The 18,555-nt window shown below is 53.2% G+C and carries 14 protein-coding genes; 13 read left to right on the forward strand and 1 reads right to left on the reverse strand.

Annotated elements, in window-relative coordinates:
* Nucleotides 1–145: 145 nt before the first annotated feature.
* A complete protein-coding gene (locus tag P3T25_RS06550; protein WP_408516566.1) occupies nucleotides 146–1,141 on the forward strand; it encodes a GlxA family transcriptional regulator in 996 nt (331 codons plus the stop codon).
* Nucleotides 1,142–1,209: 68 nt separating this feature from the next.
* Here P3T25_RS06550 and rfbC read toward each other — a convergent pair whose 3' ends face one another.
* Nucleotides 1,210–1,758: a dTDP-4-dehydrorhamnose 3,5-epimerase gene (rfbC, locus tag P3T25_RS06555; RefSeq protein ID WP_429357727.1), complete on the reverse strand. Its 549-nt coding sequence runs from the start codon at nucleotides 1,756–1,758 to the stop codon at nucleotides 1,210–1,212.
* A gap of 2,350 nt (nucleotides 1,759–4,108) precedes the next feature.
* On the opposite strand from rfbC, the gene P3T25_RS06560 reads away from it, so the two are divergent.
* From P3T25_RS06560 to P3T25_RS06615, 12 genes are all read left to right on the forward strand, one after another.
* A complete protein-coding gene (locus P3T25_RS06560; protein WP_200577423.1) occupies nucleotides 4,109–4,366 on the forward strand; it encodes a hypothetical protein in 258 nt (85 codons plus the stop codon).
* A 1,224-nt stretch (nucleotides 4,367–5,590) separates the two neighbouring features.
* Complete coding sequence (locus P3T25_RS06565) at nucleotides 5,591–7,120, forward strand: mannose-1-phosphate guanylyltransferase/mannose-6-phosphate isomerase (RefSeq protein WP_429357811.1); 1,530 nt, start codon at nucleotides 5,591–5,593, stop codon at nucleotides 7,118–7,120.
* 46 nt (nucleotides 7,121–7,166) lie between these two features.
* Nucleotides 7,167–8,546 carry an undecaprenyl-phosphate glucose phosphotransferase gene (locus tag P3T25_RS06570; RefSeq protein WP_429357728.1) on the forward strand — a complete coding sequence of 460 codons (1,380 nt, stop codon included), beginning with the start codon at nucleotides 7,167–7,169 and terminating at the stop codon, nucleotides 8,544–8,546.
* Between the two features lie 173 nt (nucleotides 8,547–8,719).
* Nucleotides 8,720–9,766, forward strand: coding sequence for a polysaccharide biosynthesis/export family protein (locus P3T25_RS06575; protein ID WP_408516627.1), 1,047 nt, complete (start codon nucleotides 8,720–8,722; stop codon nucleotides 9,764–9,766).
* Nucleotides 9,763–10,203, forward strand: coding sequence for a low molecular weight protein-tyrosine-phosphatase (locus P3T25_RS06580; protein ID WP_429357729.1), 441 nt, complete (start codon nucleotides 9,763–9,765; stop codon nucleotides 10,201–10,203). Before P3T25_RS06575 ends, P3T25_RS06580 begins: the two co-directional genes overlap by 4 nt.
* A 4-nt stretch (nucleotides 10,204–10,207) precedes the next feature.
* Nucleotides 10,208–12,457: a polysaccharide biosynthesis tyrosine autokinase gene (locus tag P3T25_RS06585; RefSeq protein ID WP_429357730.1), complete on the forward strand. Its 2,250-nt coding sequence runs from the start codon at nucleotides 10,208–10,210 to the stop codon at nucleotides 12,455–12,457.
* A gap of 69 nt (nucleotides 12,458–12,526) precedes the next feature.
* Nucleotides 12,527–13,645 carry a GDP-mannose 4,6-dehydratase gene (gmd, locus tag P3T25_RS06590; protein ID WP_408516570.1) on the forward strand — a complete coding sequence of 373 codons (1,119 nt, stop codon included), beginning with the start codon at nucleotides 12,527–12,529 and terminating at the stop codon, nucleotides 13,643–13,645.
* 5 nt (nucleotides 13,646–13,650) lie between these two features.
* Complete coding sequence (gene fcl, locus P3T25_RS06595; RefSeq protein WP_408516571.1) at nucleotides 13,651–14,601, forward strand: GDP-L-fucose synthase; 951 nt, start codon at nucleotides 13,651–13,653, stop codon at nucleotides 14,599–14,601.
* A gap of 43 nt (nucleotides 14,602–14,644) precedes the next feature.
* A complete protein-coding gene (locus P3T25_RS06600; protein WP_408516572.1) occupies nucleotides 14,645–16,087 on the forward strand; it encodes a lipopolysaccharide biosynthesis protein in 1,443 nt (480 codons plus the stop codon).
* Nucleotides 16,088–16,122: 35 nt separating this feature from the next.
* Nucleotides 16,123–17,187, forward strand: coding sequence for a hypothetical protein (locus tag P3T25_RS06605; protein ID WP_429357731.1), 1,065 nt, complete (start codon nucleotides 16,123–16,125; stop codon nucleotides 17,185–17,187).
* A gap of 12 nt (nucleotides 17,188–17,199) precedes the next feature.
* Nucleotides 17,200–18,054 carry a glycosyltransferase gene (locus P3T25_RS06610; RefSeq protein WP_408516574.1) on the forward strand — a complete coding sequence of 285 codons (855 nt, stop codon included), beginning with the start codon at nucleotides 17,200–17,202 and terminating at the stop codon, nucleotides 18,052–18,054.
* A gap of 53 nt (nucleotides 18,055–18,107) precedes the next feature.
* A complete protein-coding gene (locus tag P3T25_RS06615; RefSeq protein WP_408516575.1) occupies nucleotides 18,108–18,554 on the forward strand; it encodes a DapH/DapD/GlmU-related protein in 447 nt (148 codons plus the stop codon).
* Nucleotide 18,555: the final 1 nt, after the last annotated feature.

Consider the following 18,555-nt stretch of genomic DNA (forward strand, 5'->3'; position numbering starts at 1 on the left):
GCGATCGGTCCGTGACCGCCAACGTATTATCCTATTCGGCCATCCAGCGATCTTATGCGTGCCGCTTGTGTACGATTGTCCAGACAGTCAAAACGGCTCAAATGTAGCCGTAGGAGGCCACTTATCTTCCGGGGGGGATGGCTGGATGGCAGTTTTTTTTGCCCGCAGTAGTCGTGATGCGACTCAGTCTCAGGTATTCCATGACGTTCGCTCCGTAAGACGTATAGGCATTGCACTGTTCGACGGTTTCTCGCTACCAGAGGCAGCCACGGTAGTGGAGATTTTCCAGTCAGCCAATGCGCTCTGCATGTCCTTGCGCATAGGTGGGCCTCGCTACGACGTTCATCTCGTGTCGGTCAGCGGTGGCAGGATAGCGAGTTCGTCATCGGTGTTTGTTTGGACCGACAGTATCAAATCACGTGGTCATGCCGGCGATTTTCATGCGCTCTTTATCGCCGGGGGTGCAGGCGTCCACAGCATGCTGAGTGAAGAACACCTGATTGCCTGGCTGAGCCAACTCGATTTGCGCAGCGAACGGATTTTTCCAATTTCCGAAAGACGCTTGCTACTGAACGTCGCTGAATCATCGAATACTTCCCGCAAATTTCGCCGTGGCGAAGGTGCTCATGAGGTCGCGTGGAACGGACTGAAAGTGTCTACTTCACAGCGATCAAGCACTCCGCTGCGAGCTGCACTAGCGCTGATTGAAGAGGATCTCGGCGCGGAAATCGCGCGGGAGATCTCCGGCTCTCTAAGGTTGCGCTATGACGAACAGTTTACCTCCGTTCCAAAGAAGAACGCGTTCGGAGCTGTGAGCGAAAAGATACAGTCGTCGGCACAATGGTTGGACATGAACTGCGGAAGAACGATCACGATTGAAGAAGCGGCGCAATTCGTCGCGATGAGTGAGCGGAATTTCTTGCGCCGCTTCAAGATGGAAATGGGTGTGACACCGTCCGACTACCTCTTATACGTTCGAATTGACAAGTGCTGCCACCTTCTTTCCGAAACGGACCTTCCGGTCGACAAGATCGCGCGGCGATGTGGGATCGGAAGTGGCGGACAGCTTTCGAAAGTATTTCGTAAATACCTTGGAGTAACGCCGACAGAGTACCGTGCAAGCAAACGGTCGTTTAGTTAGGTGCGTCGACAGATGCGATAAAAGACTATTCGTGGGGTACATCGGTCGACCATGAGTGGGGATTGCGATCAATAAACCTCGGCAACGCTGAAACTCGTACCCACCGCATCACGCGCGGACGTGATTGGCGCCTTGTCCAGATCCCAGGCAATCGCGATATCGGGATCGTCCCACTGCAACGTGCGTTCATGCTCGACAAAGCAGCGCTCGGTTGTCTTGCAAAGTACCTCTGCGACATCCGACAACACGAGGAAACCATGCGCAAACCCCGGCGGAATCCACAGCTGACGGCAGTTGGATGCCGATAGCCGTGCACTGGTCCAGCGCCCGAACGTGGGCGACAAGCGTCGCAAGTCAACCGCCACGTCGACCACCTCACCGTTCACGACACGCACTAGTTTCCCCTGCGGGCGCCGAATCTGATAATGCAGACCACACAGCACATTGTGGGCGGACACCACGTGACGCTCCTGCACGAATCGATAGCCGCGCGCCACATGTTCCTCGAATTCCTCTTGGTCGAAGCTGTCAAACGAAATACCCCGCTTATCTGATTGGATGCATGGTTCGATCAGCTTGACGTCGTGAATTGCCGTGTGCTTAATCTGAATTGTCATCTGTAACGCATAAGATTGGGAATTGAAATTGACTTCGACGTGATGCGAAACGATTTCAAGCCGGTTTTAGCAGCATTCGGCAAGATATCGCTCAAGAATATCTGTCTCCAGGACCATGGATGATACAAGAGTGGGCTTAGTCTATTGCGCCAAAAGATTGGTTCGAGGCGCCATCTATCACTCCAATCTCCAACTTCTTGTTATCCAATTGCGTGGCGAGTTGCCGAGAAAATCCGCTTGTGAAAGACCGCGGAAGAATGGCAACCTAAATTCGGCGGAATCCTTCAACGTTTTGGCGGATCGGATCAGACACAACGTAGGACTATGCGTCGCTGGAGGTCTGACCTTTACACGCGTTAGGGGTGCGACTGTCTGTGGGGTATACAGGGTTTATTTTGACGTTCACTCGAGGGGACGCCACACTCATTTCCGATTACGCATTGCGATATAACCTAATTTCCACACACGATGACGCACCGACTTGTTGATTTTGATCTGTATGCACAAACAGAATTGCTTGCCTATCTGGTCGCCTCACAACTAGTAATGCGTCAGAGGACAAGCCAGTGGCTAAATTTCGAGCAACTTGTCGAATATTCACATCTTTGGCTGCGGTTAAACGGTCGCAGAGCTGACTGGCTTCAGCGCGTCGGGCTTGCGTGCCGTGCGCAACGTTTAGCGGAACAGATAGAGCAAACTTCGCGAGAAAGGTACGACGCAAAGACTGTGGCACGTATGTTTTTTGATGGTCTGCGCCTGGACTTGCGATCCCCTGTCGTGACGGAGATCTTCGTCGTGTGCGCGAGTAATCTCCCGGGTCAGGTAGCCTTCCATGGTGAGCATGGCGTGACGTGAAACTGGTAGGCGGTGGTGGGGGAATAGGCGAATTGGACTGAAGTTCGCCTGGTCGTGAGTTCGTGAGCGCCTCAGGATGTCATCGGAAATTGCCTTACTTGACGGAGGTGCCATCTTACGCGCCTTCGCTTAACAAAGAGAACAACCCGTTGTGCGTAATATACCCAACCCTGTTGGCTATCCAGATTAACAATGTCCTGGTCAAATTCTTCCGACACACACACACGCGTGCAGATCTACTGACCTATCTCGTCGTGTCGCAGTTAATCAGACGTCGACTGACTGGGAAGTGGCTGACTGCGCAACACGTGGTTCAATGCACGCATCTGTGGATGTGCGTTAACGGCAGGATCGACTTGCTCCAGCGTGTGGCGCTGGGCAGTTGCGCACAGGCCCTGGCGATGCATGTAATGCAAGTGTCGAAGGTTCGATTTGACACCAAGACGTTAACAGATGCATTTGTCGATCACGTTCATCTCGACTATCAATCTCGAGCCGTCGTGGAGATGTACCACGCCTGCACGGTCCATATCACGTCGGGATCGCGCTTCTCGGACCGCCGTGCGAAGCGCGACAGGCTGTAGCCTGCGTTGTGTTGTTCTGGCCAATGCAGACCACTACAGACTATACCTGTGGCGGCGCGTTGGATCTTCTGATCGGGTGCATCTTGAGAGACTGATGGTTGTTCTGTTGGATCTTGCGGTTCTGAAGTAGCTGGGATCTTGCCGATTTAATATCGAACGCCTGCGATTGGTGGCCAGTAGTTACCAGTCCAATTTGGCGGTTGAGTACAAAATTATGTCGGAACAGCGTCGCAGTCGTCGACGAAAATACACTTCTCTCAAGCCTCCGGCAGTAATCCTCGGAATAGCCGGAAGCTTTTTTAAACCGACACCATGTGTCGGTTTTTTTTGTTTCGGGAAAATTAGGAGCTGTCGAAAATCAATGTTTACCGATTAAGAAATGTATCCGCGAGCTTATGAAATCTCTCCGCTTCGACCTTTAGTAGTTGGGTGAGCTCGGTCCGCGTTTGTTCTGGGCGTGTCGATGCACAGATGGCTTCCATCGCCAAATATCGTTCGTCGAGGAGGGCGTTTAACACTCTTGTCTAGTTTCGTTCGCGAGATGAGCCATGCGACTCACTCTGGTAAGCAGATAGGTGATCAGACGATCGGTGTACCGAAAGTATTAGCAAAAGTCTTTCGCTATCAGTCATGGCTACCCCCGTTGTATGGTTGGTAGATTTGCGTAAAAAAATCCGACTGTACTGCTGTGCAGCAAGCGGTCATCTATAGTCGATCACGCCAGATGTGCTGCTCCGGCTAGTGCCTGGATCGCCGACTCGCACCGTTCCGGAGCGGGGCATGCCAGCAGGTCACATACGTCAGCCGGCGGGGCGAAAGACGACGGATAAAGCCAAACGTTTGTCATGAAAAATGCTGCGTTGCAGGATAGGCTCAAGACGTCTCAATTGTTAGATCAAGTGGCGAAATATATGACGATCGCTCTTTCGATTCTTTCGAAATTTTGTTTCGGCTGGACGCTTGTCTATCTAATCTTCAGCTTGCTTTCTGCTTTGAAGGTCGGGAGGCGGCACTTCCAACCGGTCATCTTTCTTGAGTTTCAGCCGCATCGCGCGCGCGGCCCTTGGGAAGCTGCAAGGGCTAAGTTGATGATGCGGATGGGGCTATGCACGATCTTCATCGTGCCCGTCGGGATTGCGTCTTTTATCGTGTCAATGTTTATTTCGTAGATCTGCAATGTCAGCTTCAATCGAGGATTGCTAACAACGTCAATGAAGGCTTCCCTGGCCCGGTGTTAGCCGGACGTCCTATCCCAGGCAATAAAAACAACCACTTGAAGTTACAGACAGTCAGTCGCAATTCTCAGTGACGCTTTCGGAGCAGTAATTGTTCCGGTCGGGGGGGGCGCCTCGGATGCAGCCTTCGGTATCGGATGAAATCATGTCGGTTGTGGCGGCAATAGACCGGAAAATTGGGTGGGGTCAGCCAAATCGATGGCGCATTTTGCCACGGTAGTTTGCTCATATTTTTCCGACCCAGTGCACCTCATTGACCTGAAGAGCTGACGCGAATTGGTTTGATAGCATCAGACTAGCGGAGCACGAGGATTGGAATCCACAGGTCGCTTCAACGTGTGCAAAGGGTGTATGGGCTGGCTTTCGCACCTGCAAATGTCCATTCAATTCGTGCAGGTTGTGGACCCTCGAAACTGAATGGATTCGGATGCGTTGTATGGGCCCGGATGCATCTCTGGAAGAGCGTAGCAGTGGAATTGACGCAGCCACGGCGTAGAGTCAGGCAGGCGTCAAACAGTGAGACTTTCTGGATAAAGAATGCCCAGTCGAGGTCGTGGCAGTTCACCCTAAATTGCTACGTGAATGGGCTGTTGTATGTGAGCCAGGCACAATGCGCGAGACACGTGAATAGCCTATTCAGACGCGTCAGGAGCGAATGGGCTAAAACGCCAACATGTTGGCGTTTTCCGTCAGTCACATTACGTCTGAAGGCAGCCTATGTATGATGCACTGCAACTGAAGCCGAGGCGGTCGTTTTAAAAATGAGAGGTGGCGGTAGTGTTTGAGATTTAAGCTATTGCAGATCAATCATTACGGCACTCGGAAAAGGCGAGCAGCGTTTTTTGTGGAGAAATGACGTACATCATCGCACTTTTTAAAATGCGCGATCTTTATGGTCGGTGCGAGAAGTACGAATCTCATGTCACGTTAATACTCCACGTCATTGCTGCGTGTGGCTGCAGCTGGCGCCAGTCGTAAACCGCACCGCTCAATTCAACTCGCATCTGTTTTGGGGCAGACGTTGTAGTGTCGCTGGACATGATTTTGGCGAACTTTGTACGGCCCATGATCGAGGGAGATACGTCAGGCCGCCTACAGTGTGGGGAAATTAAAAGTGCAACATTTCTGATCCTGTTGGAATGTCGAATAGGAGTACGTATGGGTTATACGTCGGTGAGTGAGGCGGAAGTTAGTGATAGTGATATCAAGATAGTTCCGACGGAAGAGCGGGTTGCCTCTGCAGCGGCTGTGCGACTCGTACCTGTTGTACTTGCAGGAGGAGTGGGTTCGCGACTGTGGCCCGTGTCACGGGAACAATATCCAAAGCAATTGATTGATTTGCTGGGGCCGGATTCGTTACTACAAGCAACTGTGCAACGGATGAAAGGGTTCCATGCCGATGGAGGTACGGTGAGCACGCCGATCATCGTATGCGGCGACGATCACCGCTTCGTTACGTCGGAACAACTCCGGGCAAGAGGAATCGACGCACGCATCGTGGTTGAACCGACGCGACGCGACACGGCACCCGCGCTGACACTCGCCGCTGCGGCGGCATGTTCGGATGGTGACGACGCGATCATTGTTGCAATGCCGGCAGATCATTCGATCGAGAACCTCAATGCCTTCCAGTCGACGATTGCGTTGGCGGCTCGGCATGCGCAGCACGGCGCAATTGTGACACTGGGCGTGCCGCCGACGCGTCCTGATACGGGCTTTGGTTACATCAAGCTTGGTACTGACCTTAGCGGTGGCGCGCATCGTATTGAGCGATTCGTCGAAAAACCCGTGGCCGAATTGGCCGCGCGGTACATCGCATCGGGGCAGTACTGGTGGAACAGCGGAATATTCGTTGTGCGGGCGAGCGTATGGCTCGCTACGCTCAAGATCATACAGCCGGCGATGCACGACGCGTGCTTGTTAGCCCACGCGCAAGGTACTTGCGACGGGTTGTATTTCCGTCCTGGTGCAGAGGCTTTCAAGTCTTCCCCGTCGGACTCGATTGACTACGCGGTGATGGAACGTCTCGGATCGGACGAGCGATTCGCGGAAGGCGTGGTGGTACCGCTTGACGCAGGGTGGTCGGATCTTGGGTCTTGGGACGCGGTATGGGAAGCACTCGACAAGGACACGGACGGAAACGCGGCGCGCGGACGAGTCGTGTTCGAAGGGACGACGTCCAGCTTCGCCCACTCGCAGGGGCGTCTCATCGCCTGCGTCGGCGTGACCAACGTGGTCGTTGTGGAGACCGACGATGCCGTGCTGGTCGCCGACCGCTCGCGCTTGCAGGAAGTAAAGAGTGTGGTTAGCCGGATGAAAGCGCTGCAAGCGCCCGAGGCCGATGCGCATCGAAAGGTACGGCGCCCATGGGGTTACTACGACTCAATCGATCGTGGTGAGCGCTTTCAGGTAAAGCGGATCGTCGTGAATCCGGGCGGCCGCCTGTCATTGCAATTGCATCACCATCGCGCCGAGCACTGGATTGTGGTAAGTGGCACGGCGCTCGTCACTCGCGGCAGTGAGGAATTTATGCTCAGTGAGAATCAGTCGACGTTTATTCCGCTGGGTGTGACGCATCGTCTGGAGAATCCGGGCAAGTTGCCACTCGAACTCATCGAAGTGCAGTCCGGATCGTATCTCGGCGAAGACGACATCGTTCGATTTGATGACACATACGGGCGCGCGTGACGCGTCGGTATGTTACGCAGTCCAACTTCAGGCGGGGAATCGCGAGATGCTCGGGATACAGGCGTTATTGGCGCGGCTTGTCGATTTGGTCCTCATCGTGACGGGGGCCATGGTGGCGTCGCATATTCGCTTTGAGGATCTAGGGCAGAGTCGAGGAGACGGGGCGTTTATTACGTTTTCCGTCGCATTCGCGTTGGTGTCGTTTCCGGTTTTCGGCTTGTACGAGTCGTGGCGTGGCCGTTCGTTGTTGCGATTGACCGGGCAGGTTTCGATAGCGTGGCTGGTGGTGCAGGCGTGCGGACTGGTGCTGATGTTCTCGCTGCACCGCACGGATTTCATCTCGCGCCTGTGGTTCGCCTATTGGACCGCGATCACGGGCGGTGCATTGATCGTATCGCGACTGATGTTACATGCCGTTCTGCGCAGCGTGCGTTATGCCGGTCTGAATTTGCGCAACGTGGCAGTGCTCGGGGTCGGGGCTCATTGCCAGGAAGTGGTGGGCAAACTCGAGGCGTCCCCTTCCAGCGGTTTTCGTGCATCTGCGGTGTTTGATGTGGGGCCGGAAGGAAGTGTCGTGCTGAACGGCGTGCCGGTGTTCGACGATTTTCACAAGTTTGCCGAACACGTTCGGAGCGCAGGCGTGCAGGAAATCTGGCTGGCTTTGCCCTTGGCGGAAGCGTCAACCATGCTGCGCTTCGTCAATGAATTCCGTGACGACCTCGTGAATATCCGCTTCATTCCTGACGTGCGCAGCATGGCGTTATTCGAAGGCGGCGTGATCGACCTGATCGGGGCGCCGGCGATTAGCCTTGTCGCATCGCCTTTGCCAGCACGCGCAATCGTGCAGAAGGAAATTTTCGATCGCGTATTTGCGGCGCTTGCGTTACTCGCGTTGATACCGTTGTTGACGATCATTGCGGTTGCCGTGAAGTGTTCATCGCGTGGGCCGGTGTTTTTCACGCAACATCGCAAAGGGGCTGATGGCCGCGTGTTCAAAATCTACAAGTTCCGGACGATGCGTCCACATGCCGAAAAGACAGGCGTGGTCACGCAGGCTACGAAGGGTGACCCGCGCATCACTCGCGTGGGTGCCCTGCTGCGACGGACGAGCCTTGACGAGCTACCGCAGTTTTTCAACGTTCTTCGCGGCGAAATGTCGGTGGTCGGGCCTCGTCCGCACGCGATCGAGCACGATGAGCTTTATCAGAAAGTCATCAACGGCTACATCCATCGCTACCGGATCAAGCCGGGTATTACAGGTTGGGCGCAGGTTAACGGATTCCGCGGTGAAACGGACCGGGTCGAGAAGATGCAGAAGCGAGTGGAGCATGACCTTTACTACCTGCGCAACTGGTCGTTCGCGTTGGACATGCGGATTGTCGTGACAACGGTAGCGAAGGGACTGGTTAATAGCAACGCGTACTAGCGATCGCGATGTGAATGAACAGTTGGACGAAATTCGAGGAATATCTGATGGGATTTTTGGGGAAGTGTAGTGGAGACGGAGTGGAACGTCCTGTTCGCCGCTGTACTCGTCTACTGATGAGCGTCGCCGCCAGTGCCGTGTTGTCGGCTTGTGCAGTGGCTCCTGGCATGCGGATGATTGCTCCGGCAACGCTGCCGGTCGGAAGCGGGAACTCAGAGTTGCCGCCGACCGAGATGCAGATTCCGATTACCGATATCAACGTCGTCTTAACGGAAAAGATGCGCGAGGCGGATGCTCAGGCTAACGCGGTGCAACTGCATGAGCTAATGACCAAGCCGGAGCCGTACACACTGGGTGCGGGCGACGTGCTGCAGATCACAGTATGGGACCATCCTGAGCTGACGGCGGCGCTGGGCACTCAGACGCAAGCGAACAACCGGCCCTACGATCCGGCGCAAGGGTTCGTGATTGACAGCAACGGTAATGTGCAGATTCCGTATGCGGGCAACGTTCATGTCGCCAGCCTACGCGTTGATCAGAGCCAGCAGGCGGTGTACACCGCTTTGAGCAAAGTGTTTGTCCGGCCGCAGGTGACGGTCCGAGTGGCCTCGTTTCGTGCCAAGCAGGTGTATGTGGACGGCGAGGTGCGCGCGCCGGGCGCAGTTCCGATTAACGACGTGCCACTCACCCTGTTCGAAGCCATCAACCGGGCCGGCGACTTTAGTACGACGGCTGATCAAAGCCGGATGGTCCTCGTGCGCGACGGCATGTCATATCGTTTGAATCTATCGAGCATGCTTTCGAGCGATCAGAACCCTTCGAAAATACTGCTAAAGAACGGTGACTTGTTGCGTGTCGTTTCGCGCGATGACAACGGCGTATTTGTCATGGGCGAGGTCAACAAGCCTGTAACCGCCATTCCTATGAAGAGCGGCAAGCTGACACTAAGTGATGCCCTATCGCAAGCCGGCAGCTTGAACAGCGCGAGCGCGGACGCAGCTCAGCTCTACGTGATTCGCGGCTCATCCAACGCGACGCCGCAGATATTCCATCTCGATGCGCGTTCGCCAGTCGCAATGGTGCTGGCGAATCAGTTCGAGTTGCAGCCCAAGGACGTCGTGTATGTCGATGGTAACGGTCTGGTTCGCTTCAGCCGCGTGCTGAATCTGCTGCTGCCAGCGATCAACGCAGGCATGACCGGGGCGATTGTGGCGAAATGATAGACACCATTCTGATTGTTTGTGAGGGAAACATATGCCGAAGTCCGATGGCACGAGGCCTGTTGGCCAAAGAGTTGCCCCGCGCCCGAATTACGTCTGCCGGGCTTGGTGCTCTGGTTGGTCGCCAGGCGGACCCGCTTGCGATCGAACTCATGGCCGAGCGTGAGATAGACATAAGCGGGCATGTCGCATCCGCGTTGTCCTTGCAAGACGTGCGCGCAGCACAACTTGTTCTGACGATGACACTGGAGCAACGAAGGAGGATTGAAGCGAACTATTCCTTCGTGAAGGGGAAAGTGTATCGCCTCGGCGAGCACGAAGGGCTGGACGTGCTAGACCCATACCGGCGTGGCCGGGCGGCGTTTGAGATGTCCTTGGTGCAAATTGAGCGCAGCTTGTCGCGCTGGCTCGAGGCAATGATCCCACTGGTTCACTGAACGCATGGCTTCTATATATAAAAGACAATCCGACGAGTCCTCAAGTGGGGACCAGATTCACTTGGCCGACTATCTTTCCGTAGTAGTCGAAAGCTGGCGTCTGATCGCCGGGATCACGTTTGCGGTGGTAATCCTAGGCATTCTCTATGCTGTCTTGGCCCGGCCGATTTATCGGGCAGATGTAATGATCCAGGTCGAGGACAGCGCGAGTTCGACGAAAGACGCGCTCGGCGAACTTGCCTCGATTTTCGATACGAAGCAGACAGCCGCGGCCGAAATCGAGCTGATCCGTTCAAGACTCGTTGTCACGGAAACCGTGCAGCGGTTGCATCTGGATATCAACGCCTATCCACGGTACTTCCCATTGATCGGAAGGGCCGTTGCACGCAAGGTGGCGGCGGGCGAGCTTGCTCCGGCTTTCTTTGGACTGAGTAAATTCGCGTGGGGCGGCGAAAGCATTCAAGTTCCGATGTTCGAGGTGCCAAAATCACTTTATGGCACGACCTTTGTCTTGACCGCGCGTGAAAACGGTAATTTCGATGTGGCGGATCAGGACGGAGATATTGTCCTTCGAGGTAAAGCCGGGACCTTGTCCAAGGATGTCAAAGACGGCAAGGCTGGCGATCCTGCAACTGGGATGACGGCTAACGGCCCAATCGAAATCCAGGTTGACGCACTAGTTGCGCGGCCCGGTACTCAATTTATGGTCGCCCGCTCGTCCACGCTCGGGACGATTGATCAGTTGCAGGATGCGTTGACGATCGCCGAAAAGACCAAGCAGTCGGGTGTAATCGGCGCGACGCTCGATGGCGAAGACAGCGCCCGCACAGCGCTGATCCTGAATACGATCGCTAGTGCATACGTTCAACAGAACATCGACAGAAAATCTGCTGAGGCGGAACACACACTCGCGTTTCTTAACCAGCAATTGCCGCAACTCCGGGCCCAACTCGACAAAGCTGAAGACCGATATAACGCATTTCGCAACGAAAAGGGAACGGTTGATCTGAGCGCAGAGAGCCGCTTGCTCCTGCAGCAGATCGTAGACAGCAAGACCAAGCTTGCGGATCTCGAGCAACAGCGTGTCGAAATGGTCCAGCGCTTCACCTCTTCGCACCCTGCTGTTGCGGCATTGACCGCCCAAATCAACTTGCTGCAGGAGCAGGGGACGTCGCTCGACAAACAGGTTATCCGGCTTCCTGATACCGAGCAGTCGGCGCTTCGGTTGTTGCGTGACGTGCGAGTCGATACAGAGTTGTACACCAATCTTCTCGACGCTGCGCAACAACTGCGCATCGTGAAAGCGGGTGAAGTGGGGAATGTGCGGGTGGTCGACTACGCTGTAGCCGATGATGTTCCTGTCCGGCCTCGGCGCGTCATGACCGTCGGCTTGGCTGGCGTCTTAGGCCTGGTCATTGGCACCGTTTCTGCCTTCGTTCGGAAGACGCTTTTTGGCGGCGTGGAGCATAGCGAAGAAATTGAAGAAGTACTGGGTCTTCCCGTATATGCCGTTGTGCCTCACAGCGAAGCGCAGATTCAGCTATGGAGGAATATCCGCCGAGGCCACCAAGGGCAGAACGTGCTAGCGGCAAGTGCGCCTGAGGACGTGGCCGTGGAAGGTATCCGGAGTTTGCGAACGGCGCTTGAATTCGGCCTACTCGACGCTCGCAACAATATTGTGATGATCACAGGACCGCGTCCCGAAGTTGGGAAGTCCTTTATGGCGGTCAATTTGTCGGCAGTGCTCGCGTCGAGCAGTAAGCGCGTATTGCTTATAGATGCGGATATGCGCCGAGGTGACGCGCACACGTACCTCGGGGTCAATCGAAGTCCCGGACTGTCCGATGCAATCGGCGCAAGGGATATCGAGGGCGCCGTGTTGCATGACGTTCTGCCGGGCCTTGATTTTCTCCCCAAAGGTTTGCTGCCACCCAATCCGGCTGAATTGCTCATGAGCGAGCGCTTCAAAAACATGCTGGACTATTTTTCTACTCGTTACGACATCGTGATCGTTGATACGCCGCCTGTGTTAGCGGTCACCGATGCGGCGCTTATCGGAAAATTCGCGGGCACCACATTACTAGTCGTTCGGCATGGTCGTAACCCGATGTCCGAAATCGCGGAGACCGCAAAGCGTCTGCGCAACGGTGGTGTCATGGTGAAGGGCGTGTTGTTCTCCGATGTGCCGCAAAGGCGGATCGGATACGGGGCCTACTACTCTGGGTATTACGGATATCAAAGCAGTACTGAGTGAAGATTAAGTTCACCAGTCTTTGCCGCGAGCCGTTGTGTCGCAACTTGAATCAAACTGAGGATCAAGCAAATGAATCGAAAAGTCGCACTGATTACCGGAGTGACGGGACAAGACGGGTCGTACCTTGCCGAGCTACTGTTAGGCAAAGGTTACGAGGTGCATGGCATTAAGCGCCGGACGTCACTGTTTAATACGGACCGAATTGATCATCTCTATCAGGATCCTCATTCCACGGATGCGCGCTTCGTCCTGCACCATGGCGATCTTACCGATTCGACGAGCTTGGTCAGGATCATTCAGCGCGTTCAACCTGACGAAATCTACAACTTGGCGGCTCAAAGCCACGTGGCAGTTTCTTTTGAAGAACCGGAGTACACGGCTAACGCGGACGGAATAGGCGCGCTGCGTATCCTCGAGGCAATCAGAATACTGGGACTCGAAAAGAAAACGCGCTTCTATCAGGCCTCGACGTCAGAACTATACGGGTTGGTGCAGGAAGTGCCCCAAAAGGAAACTACGCCGTTTTATCCGCGCAGCCCTTACGCAGTGGCCAAACTGTACGCCTACTGGATTACCGTGAACTATCGCGAAGCGTATGGGATGTACGCTTGCAACGGCATCCTTTTCAATCACGAATCGCCGGTACGTGGTGAAACATTTGTTACGCGAAAGATCACGCGCGCTATTGCACGGATTGCCGCCGGACTTCAGGACTGTGTCCATCTGGGGAATCTTTCGGCACTTCGGGATTGGGGGCACGCGCGTGACTACGTCGAAATGCAGTGGCTAATGCTCCAACAGGAGCAGCCCGAAGATTTCGTCATAGCAACAGGCGTCCAATATAGCGTTCGAGATTTTGTTCAGCATTCCGCGGGCCATTTGGGAATCACCGTGCAATTCGAGGGTTCTGGGGTCGACGAAATCGCTGTTGTAACAAGAGTTGAGGGAAGCGCCGCAAAAGTCAAGCCAGGTGACGTTATCGTTCGCGTAGATCCGCGCTATTTTCGACCGACTGAAGTGGAAACGCTGTTGGGCGACCCTACCAATGCCCACGAAAAGCTTGGATGGAAGCCGACGACCTCGTTTGAGTCGCTTGTCGCCGAAATGACCCGATCCGATTACCAGGTTGCGAAACGCGATGCGCTAGTCACGCTGGCTGGATTCAAAGCATTCGAATACAACGAGTAAACACTATGGATACCACCGCGCGAGTGTACGTTGCCGGCCATCGGGGTATGGTTGGCTCTGCCATTGTTCGGCGACTCAAAAAATTTAGCTATCAAAACATCATAACGCGTAGTCACAGCGAGCTTGATCTTCTGGATCAGCATGCTGTCAAGAGATTCTTTTCTGATAATCAGATCGATGAGGTATATCTCGCGGCGGCCAAGGTTGGCGGAATTCACGCGAATGATACCTATCCAGCGGAATTTATTTACGAAAATTTAATGATTGAGGCGAACGTTATACACGCCTCTTACCAGGCCGGGGTAAATAAATTGCTGTTCCTCGGGTCGACGTGCATTTATCCGAAATTTGCCCAGCAGCCGATTGAAGAAGGGGCTTTGCTCACAGGGCCGCTTGAACCGACGAACGAGCCCTACGCAATCGCCAAGATCGCGGGTATTAAATTGTGTGAAAGCTACAATCGACAGTTTGGTACGGACTATCGTAGCGTGATGCCAACGAACCTTTATGGTGATGGCGATAATTACCACCCTTTAAACAGTCACGTTATCGCCGCACTGATTCATCGATTTCACGAGGCTAAAACGAATAACGCGACCAACGTTGTGGTCTGGGGTACCGGCACGCCGAAGCGCGAATTCCTGTACGTCGACGACATGGCAGACGCGAGCATTTTTTTGCACAACCTGGATCGGCAGATCTACGAAAAGAGCACGAGGCCGACACTGTCCCACGTCAATGTCGGCTCTGGTGTCGACATCAGCATCGCAGATCTGTCGACTCTTATAGCAGAGACCGTTGGCTATTCTGGCGAAATTCTGTTCGATACAAGCAAACCGGACGGTACTCCGAGGAAGTTGTCCAGCACGGAGACCCTTCGAAAACTCGGGTGGCACGCAAAATTCGACCTTCGCAGCGGGCTTTCGGCGGCGTATCAGGATTACCAATCGAGATAGCTCTCTCTAGGGTACGCGCACACCTTTGAGATTCCAAGATTTTATGAAAAAAAATCATTTCGGCTCTGTAAAGTGGGTTGGCGCCATTCAGGCTGCAAAGATTCTCGCCCAGTTGATTGGCGCGCCGTTGTTTGCCCATTTGCTTAGCCCTAAAGATTTTGGCCTGATGGCGATGGCAACCACAGTCGTCACTTTCGCACTTTTGTTTCGTGATATGGGGACTGGGCAGGCGGTAATCCAGAAAAAAGAATTAACCGAGGATACATTAAACTCGGTTTTTGCTTTCAATATTCTGGTTGGTGTCGCGGCATGCGCAATCATAGCTGGGGCATCGCATATTATCGCGAGGCTGTTTTCGGAGCCTCGTCTCGAAAATGTTCTTTTGTGGGCAAGCATTTCGTTTCCAATCGCTTCGCTCGGAGCAGCTCAGCAAGCGTTTCTGGAGCGAGAATTGCAGTTTCGGAAATTGGCTGTAGTGGAGACAGCCAGTACGTATATTGCGTTGGTGGCTTCATTACTACTGGCAAAATTTGGCTTTGGGGTCTACGCGCTCGTTACAAATGCGATATTGGCAAACTCTCTTTCCACACTGTCTTATTGGTACATCAACCCATGGAGGCCCCGTTTTCGATTCAAATGGGCGTCTTTTAAAGAGGTGAGTTCTTACAGCTCGAATCTTTTCGGATTTGTTACGGTTAACTATTTCGCCAGAAATTCAGATTCGATTTTGATCGGAAAATTTCTCGGTGCCGCGTCACTTGGAATCTACGGGTTGGCGTATAAATTCATGCTTTTCCCCTTGCAAAATATCTCATCCGTATTCAATCGTGCCATGCTGCCCGCGATGTCTCGAGCCTACGATTCCGGGGAAAGGGTTGATCTGGTCTATGCCGAGCTGGTGCAGCGTGTAGCGCTACTTGCATTTCCAGTCATGACGGGTCTTTGGCTACTGAGAACAGAATTCGTTGCCGTTGTATTGGGATCGGCCTGGGTGAGGGTATCAGATGTAATATTTTACCTAGCCCCGATTGGCATGATTCAAGCCATTACCACGACCTCCGGGCTTCTATATACCTGCACGGGCAAAACGAAGAGCTTTTTCTATTGGGGAATTCTTTCGTCCGCTGTGCAGGTAGCAGGAATAGCAATCGGCTTACGCTACGGTATTTTGGGCGTATCACGGGGATACGCGCTGGCAAATATCATATTGCTGTATCCGATGTACTACTTCGGCTCGAAATGCATCAACGCCAGCCCGAATTTCGTCTTCAGTGCGTTGATTCGGCCTGCTTGCGCCACAGCGCTCCTTGCCCTATGTGTCTCAGTCGCGCTGCTTTTCGCGCCGGAATTTGAAGGAAATTTAGGGCAATTTGTCCGATTGCTGGTCGGTGCGTCCGCCGGCGCAATCGCGTATGGAGTTGCTGTGCGTTGGCTCTACCCAACCAGTTACGCTTCCCTCGTCTTGAAGTTGCGACGTGCAACGTGAGACGGGTACGGTATTTCTTGCAGAAAGGATAACATATGTTTGCATCCGCATTCCGGCGAGTAATTCGGGCCGCGTCTCTGCACTGGGAAGGCGATCTGGAACAAGGGTTCTGTATGCGACGAGGCCTTAGTCTGGAAAGCTTCCGCGGCGCTGCTACCGATGTAGATCTGCGCTACGCTTTTAGAAAAGACCCTTATCAACTGTTTTCCGGAAACGTTGGGCCGGGAAATTCCAACGCCACCGTGCAAGCGCCTGCAATATCTGCGGTTAGTATTCGGGCACCTCATCGATTTTCGAACTCACTGATCCAACTGGCAAACGCCGTGGAATTTGCCGAGGCCAACGGAATTTCGACCGTATATGCTCCAGGATTTTGGTATCTCCGCTCCGGAATAAGCAATGGTGGCGTCAATTTGCGTACCGGGGCAGTACCTTTTATGCACCGGGAACGTTTAGTTCTGGACGGCTATTACTATTACCGGACGACACTCGGGCCGTTATACGGGGCATACAGAAAGCGCAGCGATACGCTTAGATCGGTGATGAATTTAATGCGTATCCAGGAGCCGTCCTCGGACTTCGATTCTGAAACCGTTGTTATACATATAAGATCTGGTGACCTCTTCAGAGGAACGGGTGCGCATCCCGATTACGGTCAACCGCCGCTTTCGTTTTATCAAAGCGTTCTTGCCTCGATCGCATGCGCAAAGATAGTAGTGGTCGCAGAGGATGACGAAAATCCTGTAATCAAGCCGCTTCTGGAATATTTGCGCCAATCAGGATCGCTCAAGGTTGAGTCGAGGATAGGCGGAAAATTGCATGATGATATAGGGATACTTCTAAAGGCAGAAACCCTTATAGCTGGGAGTGGTACGTTTTGTGAGGGAGTTTCTGCGCTTTCGAAGCGGCTGAAACGTGTCATAACATTCGAAAGAGAATTCGACACATGGGGTCGAGATGACGTTTTCGTCGATGTGGTAAAGGACAGATTGGGGGCGTACAGAGATTTCATATATTCGGGAAATTGGGCCAACGCGGAATATCAGCGAGCCCTGATGTGCAGCTACCCGGCAAGCGCATTGGCAACTTCCGATATCTAAAGGATTTGTACTATGTTGGTTAGCATTTATCTAACAACGCATAATAGGCTTGAGCTGCTTAGAAGAGCGGTTAATACCGTGTTGTCGCAGACGTATAAAGAAATAGAGCTGGTAATTTTTGACGACGGCTCGACCGACGGGACTCAAGAGTATTTGCTGGATTTGGCTAGAACTAGCGACAACGTCGTCTATGTTAGGTCCGAGGCCTCGGTTGGAGCCTGTCGAGCAAGAAATGAAGCAATAAGTCGGGCTCGAGGGGAATTTATTACAGGGCTGGACGACGACGATTACTATACGTCTACCCGTATAGCTGACTTCGTAAAAAATAAAGATATTTTATATTCGAAGAAGCCAGTGGCGTTTTTGTTTACTGACTTCTTGATAGAGAGGGCGAATAGTCGGGTTCGGCGTACATTGCCGGATGTTGTTTCGCTCGATATGCTCAAACAGTCCAATTTTGTCGGCTGCCAAATTTTCACTGAAACTTCACGGCTACGTACTGTGGGTGGCTTTGATGCGGCGATGCCGGCTTGGCAAGACTACGAACTTTGGTTCAGATTGGTTGAGAAATTTGGTTTGGGAAGGAAGGTTTCTCCTGAATCTAGCTATGTGGTTGACGTCGAATCTGCCAATCATCGAATTTCGTTAGGCGGCGCTAGTCGATATGTATCAGCATATGAGACTTTTTACACGAAGCACAGTCGATTCTTCAGTAATAAGGACGCTCGCCTCCTCAAGTTGAATGCTTTTGCTTATCCACAAACCAACTTTCCTCTTTATGAAGTGCTGGTCTCCGCTCGGTACGGCGTACTTGCATTCGCAAAATATGCGGAAATATATTTTAGAAAGAAGGCGAGGCTGTTGTGAGTTTGTGGGCTAGAGCCAAGCGTTGTTTGATAGACAACCCGCGCGGATCGCTGATGATCGGTCTATATCGGGTTGCGCATCAGGCATCTGCTAAGAAACACGGATTATTTGGATTAAATCTGATCTGGGCGGTGCCAGTTCTACTGGGATACAAATATCTGACAGAATTTGTCCTTGGATATGAAATACCGGCTGCAACAAAGATAGGTCGAGACTTCAGGATTCATCACGGCTATGGAATTGTGATAAATAAACACGCCGTTTTAGGAAAAAATATCGATATTCGCCATGGTGTCACTGTGGGATGCAAGATGCTAATAGACGGTACCCAAGGTCCGTCGCCGGTTATTGAAGATGACGTGGAATTGGGTGCGAACTCCGTGATTATCGGAGGGATTACGATCGGTCACGGCGCGAAAATCGGAGCCGCTGCTGTAGTGACCAGGGATGTACCGCCTCGCGCGGTCATGATCGGAAACCCAGCCAGACAGATACGCTAAT

This window comes from Paraburkholderia sp. GAS32, assembly GCF_050434225.1.
In the GTDB taxonomy this organism is placed as follows: domain Bacteria; phylum Pseudomonadota; class Gammaproteobacteria; order Burkholderiales; family Burkholderiaceae; genus Paraburkholderia; species Paraburkholderia madseniana.

Coding starts and splice junctions, on each gene's coding strand:
- P3T25_RS06550 (WP_408516566.1), top strand. CDS start 146: ATGGCAGTTTTTTTTGCCCGCAGTAGTCGTGATGCGACTCAGTCTCAG.
- P3T25_RS06575 (WP_408516627.1), top strand. CDS start 8,720: ATGATTGCTCCGGCAACGCTGCCGGTCGGAAGCGGGAACTCAGAGTTG.
- fcl (WP_408516571.1), top strand. CDS start 13,651: ATGGATACCACCGCGCGAGTGTACGTTGCCGGCCATCGGGGTATGGTT.
- P3T25_RS06580 (WP_429357729.1), top strand. CDS start 9,763: ATGATAGACACCATTCTGATTGTTTGTGAGGGAAACATATGCCGAAGT.
- P3T25_RS06570 (WP_429357728.1), top strand. CDS start 7,167: ATGCTCGGGATACAGGCGTTATTGGCGCGGCTTGTCGATTTGGTCCTC.
- P3T25_RS06560 (WP_200577423.1), top strand. CDS start 4,109: ATGACGATCGCTCTTTCGATTCTTTCGAAATTTTGTTTCGGCTGGACG.
- P3T25_RS06585 (WP_429357730.1), top strand. CDS start 10,208: ATGGCTTCTATATATAAAAGACAATCCGACGAGTCCTCAAGTGGGGAC.
- P3T25_RS06605 (WP_429357731.1), top strand. CDS start 16,123: ATGTTTGCATCCGCATTCCGGCGAGTAATTCGGGCCGCGTCTCTGCAC.
- gmd (WP_408516570.1), top strand. CDS start 12,527: ATGAATCGAAAAGTCGCACTGATTACCGGAGTGACGGGACAAGACGGG.
- P3T25_RS06615 (WP_408516575.1), top strand. CDS start 18,108: ATGATCGGTCTATATCGGGTTGCGCATCAGGCATCTGCTAAGAAACAC.
- P3T25_RS06600 (WP_408516572.1), top strand. CDS start 14,645: ATGAAAAAAAATCATTTCGGCTCTGTAAAGTGGGTTGGCGCCATTCAG.
- P3T25_RS06610 (WP_408516574.1), top strand. CDS start 17,200: ATGTTGGTTAGCATTTATCTAACAACGCATAATAGGCTTGAGCTGCTT.
- rfbC (WP_429357727.1), bottom strand. CDS start 1,758: ATGACAATTCAGATTAAGCACACGGCAATTCACGACGTCAAGCTGATC.
- P3T25_RS06565 (WP_429357811.1), top strand. CDS start 5,591: ATGGGTTATACGTCGGTGAGTGAGGCGGAAGTTAGTGATAGTGATATC.